At 63.9% G+C, this 2,577-nt stretch carries 3 protein-coding genes; all 3 read left to right on the top strand.

Features of this window, described 5'->3' with window-relative positions; all coding sequences use genetic code 11:
* Nucleotides 1-314 (top strand): IS66 family transposase (locus WAS25_RS08405; protein ID WP_422311075.1); only part of this gene is annotated, 314 nt, incomplete at its 5' end.
* Nucleotides 315-435: 121 nt separating this feature from the next.
* Nucleotides 436-1,833, top strand: a complete 1,398-nt coding sequence (locus WAS25_RS08410; RefSeq protein ID WP_422311076.1) for a transposase — start codon at nt 436-438, stop codon at nt 1,831-1,833.
* A gap of 267 nt (nt 1,834-2,100) precedes the next feature.
* Nucleotides 2,101-2,250, top strand: coding sequence for a helix-turn-helix domain-containing protein (locus WAS25_RS08415; protein WP_422311077.1), 150 nt, complete (start codon nt 2,101-2,103; stop codon nt 2,248-2,250).
* Nucleotides 2,251-2,577: the final 327 nt, after the last annotated feature.

Genomic DNA, 2,577 nt, shown 5'->3' on the forward strand with positions numbered 1-2,577 from the left:
TGCTCAAGCACTGGGAGCGGCTGACCCTTTTCCTCCGGGAGCCCGCGGCCCCACTCGATACCAACAAGGTCGAGGCATCCCTGAAGCGGGCCATCCTGCACAGGAAGAACAGCCTGTTCTACAAGACATTGACGGGCGCCCACGTCGGGGATGTGTTCATGAGCCTCATCCACAGCGCCGAGCTCAACACGGTCAACCCCTTCGAGTACCTCGTCGCCCTCCAGCGTTACCACGCCCTGGTTGAGGAGAACCCTGAGGAGTGGATGCCCTGGAACTACGCGGACACCCTGGCTGGGATCGGCCTGGCGGGGTAGGCCACATGGGGGAGATCACCTGGAAGCCGAGGGTGGGCAGCGCCCTGGCTCCTGAAAGGCTGGCCACGAGAAGGATCCCCGGAGAACTTGTCATGAGCGAAAAAAAGGCGAATATGGTTAAATGTCCTGCCTTGCCACCTACCAACGCCGGAAACCCGAGCACTTGGTCCTCCATATGTGTGTGACCGAGCACTTGCCACGGTTCCTGTTGCACTGCGAGGACCTCGACCGCTACGTGCCCCGGTTCGTCCAACGCGAATTCGAGGGGTTCCTGCGCTGCGGCATCCTGGACTACGGCTTCGCCCGCGTCCACTGCCCGGAGTGCAGCTACGACCGGCTGGTGGCCTTCTCCTGCAAGGGACGGGGATTCTGCCCGAGCTGTGGTGCCCGCCGGATGGAGGACGGGGCCGCCCATCTCTGCAACGAGGTCCTGCCGCCCCTGATCCCCTACCGCCAGTGGGTGCTGAGCTTCCCACGGCCCCTGCGCTACCTCATGGCCTACAATCCGGCCATCTGCCGCGACATCACCAGGATCCTTTCCCGTGTGGTCTTTCGCTTCCTGCGGCGCCAGGCCAAGGTGTTCCTCAAGCTGAAGTCCGTGGCGTTGGCCAACCCCGGCCTGCTGGTGGTGATCCAGCGGTTCGGCTCGGGGCTGAACCTCAATGTGCATCTGCACGCCCTGGGAACCGACGGGGTCTACGTGCTGGACGAGGAAGGCCGCCCGGTGTTCTGGGCGCTGCCGGAGCCGACCCGCGAGGAACTCGACACGCTTGCGGCCCGGATCTGCGAGGAGGTCCTGGACCTCCTGCGTCGGCGCGGCATCTGGTCGGATAGCGATGAGAACGAGGATCCGGTGGATCCGTTGCTGGGCCAGTTGGCCCGTGCTTCCATGACCGGGACGCTGGCCTTTGGTCCCGCCGGATCCCGGGTGGTGACGCTGGGGAGCCCAGCAGCCGCACGGCCCTCCAAAGGTCGGGCAGGGCATGCGTCGGGATTCAACCTGGACGCGGCGGTGCGCGTGGCCGCAGACGACCGCTTCCACCGGGAGCGATTGTGCAGGTACCTGCTGCGCCCCCCGCTGGCGCAGGGGCGGCTGGTGGAGCGCAACGACGGGCGCTACGCCTTCCAGATGAAGACCCCCTGGCCGGATGGCACGTCGGTCCTGGTTTTCAATGGGGTCGAACTCATCGGTCGTCTCGCGGCGCTCGTTCCGCCGCCCAAGCTGCACGCCGTACGCTACTTCGGCATCTTTGCACCGAATGCCAAGCTGCGGCCCCTGGTGGTGCCGAAACCATTGAAACCCAAGCCCTCACCCGCATGCTGCATCCTGAGCGACGATACCGAGAAAAGCCGCTACGGCCGCCGAACCCCGTGGGCGCAATTGCTCCAAATGGTGTTCGGGATTGATGTCCTTCAGTGCCCCAAGTGCTCCAGTAGGATGCAGCGGATCGCCTTCCTCACCCAGCCACGGGTGATCCGCCGGTTCCTGGACGCCATTTCCAGACGGGAGCCACCCTAGGAATGGAGTACCCCTCGGGGCCGATCCCAGGGTCCCCGACCGCCACCGAGACCCGATGGTGGGCATCGCCATGACCCAGGACTGCTTGACCCGACACGAAACGGTGAGATCCTGGTCGAAACGCTCTGATCTTTGCCAAACTGACCAGGTTTCAGGCCCCCAACCCACCCTCCCGGTGCCTGGAGACCCCCCTTTGATTCCCTCGCCATCCAGCGTTTTGCCCCTTTATTTCTCCTATCCACTGCCCAGTCTGCGGGGGATGGGGAGATGGTCACGCTCAAGGAAATGGAGCGGCTCCACATCGAGCGCGTGCTCCAGCGCAGCGGGGGAAGCGTCACTGAGGCGGCCGCAATCCTGGGCGTCGCCCGTCGCACCCTCTACGATCGAATCAAGGCGTTGGGGTTGGCGAAGCCCTGACCCAAAATCCCAAGCTAGGGGCATCGACCCCGAAGAACCGTGCGTTGGCGAACCACTGTGAACCCACCGTGCGGATTCCCGCGCACTCACGGGTCCCCTCTCCCACTTGGATCAGGCCATTCGCATGTCCTGCCTGGGATTCAGCATCGTCTCCAAGTTGGCGTAGCCCTTGCTCACGGCAATCAAGGCCGAATGCACCCCCAGTGACTGGGGTTCCGGTGTCACTCAATTCAAAAGGAGATCCTGCATGAAACGATTTTCTACTTTGCTGCTTGCTGTCGGGCTCGCCATTGGCGGCAACTTGGCTTTGGCGTCAGCCGAACCACA

It is taken from the genome of Geothrix sp., assembly GCF_049292215.1.
Classification (GTDB): domain Bacteria; phylum Acidobacteriota; class Holophagae; order Holophagales; family Holophagaceae; genus Geothrix.

Excerpts from the sequence above, each read along its gene's own strand:
- WAS25_RS08410 (WP_422311076.1), top strand. The coding sequence starts at position 436 with ATGTCCTGCCTTGCCACCTACCAACGCCGGAAACCCGAGCACTTGGTC.
- WAS25_RS08415 (WP_422311077.1), top strand. The coding sequence starts at position 2,101 with ATGGTCACGCTCAAGGAAATGGAGCGGCTCCACATCGAGCGCGTGCTC.